We start from the raw sequence: 1,004 nt of genomic DNA, 5'->3' as shown, positions 1-1,004 counted from the left end.
GTGAAGCTGGGCTATCAGATCGCCGCCCATGACGGACTCCTGATCGCGACGCCGGAATACAACGGCTCGATCCCGCCGCTCTTGAAGAACGCGATCGACTGGGTGAGCCGGATCCGGCGCGACGGCAGCCGCTCGTTCAGGCCGCTCTACGGCAAGCCCGTGGCGCTCTGCTCCTCTTCCGAGAGCAAGTTTGCCGGCATACGCTGCATCAACCACCTGCGCGCGGTGTTGGTGCGCTGCCAGATGGACGTGATCGCGCCGGAATGCTCGGTGTCGAACGCGGATGAGGCGTTCGCCGAGGACGGACAATTCCGGGACGAGAAACTGCACCAATCGATGGAGCGCCTATGCCGCACACTGATCGAAACCTCGCGCATGCTGTCCATCCGGATAGAGGCCTGATGCATCCGGTCGAGACCATGCGCGACAGGCTGATCGTCGGCCTCGACGTGCCGACGCTGAAGGAGGCCGAGAAGGCGGTGCGCGAGCTCGAAGGCACCGTCTCCTTCTACAAGATCGGCTACCAGCTCGCCTTCGCGGGCGGGCTCGATTTCGCTCGCGAGCTCGCCAGCGGCGGCACCAAGGTCTTCCTCGACATGAAGCTGCTCGACATCGACAACACGGTGGCCAAGGGTGTCGAGAACATCGTCAAAATGGGCGCGACGATGCTGACGCTGCATGCCTACCCGAAGGCTATGAAGGCGGCGGTTGAGGCCGCCAAAGGCAGCGAGCTCTGCCTGCTCGCGGTGACCGTGCTGACCTCGATGGACGAACAGGACATGATCGACGCCGGCTACGAATATGATCCGCACACGCTGGTGCTGCGGCGTTCCGAACAGGCGCTGCACGCCGGCATGGGCGGCATCGTCTGCTCGGCCGAGGAGGCTGAAGCGGTGCGCCGGATCGTCGGACCCGACATGGCGGTGGTGACGCCCGGCATCCGGCCGGCCGGCAGCGACCACGGCGACCAGAAACGCGTGGTGACGCCGGCGCAGGCCATTCGC

Annotated in this window: 2 protein-coding genes; both read left to right on the top strand. The window is 65.3% G+C overall.

Annotated features, from left to right (window positions below):
• Nucleotides 1–402, top strand: a 402-nt coding sequence (locus EOA38_RS37630) for an NADPH-dependent FMN reductase (protein ID WP_145966337.1), incomplete at its 5' end; no start/stop codon positions are given.
• Nucleotides 402–1,004 (top strand): orotidine-5'-phosphate decarboxylase (pyrF, locus tag EOA38_RS37625; protein WP_127301588.1); only part of this gene is annotated, 603 nt, incomplete at its 3' end. The genes EOA38_RS37630 and pyrF, both read left to right, overlap by 1 nt.

This window comes from Mesorhizobium sp. M1E.F.Ca.ET.041.01.1.1, assembly GCF_003997355.1.
Lineage (GTDB): Bacteria > Pseudomonadota > Alphaproteobacteria > Rhizobiales > Rhizobiaceae > Mesorhizobium.
The sequence above is the reverse complement of the archived record's forward strand: the minus strand, read 5'-3'. Positions and strand labels throughout refer to the sequence as shown.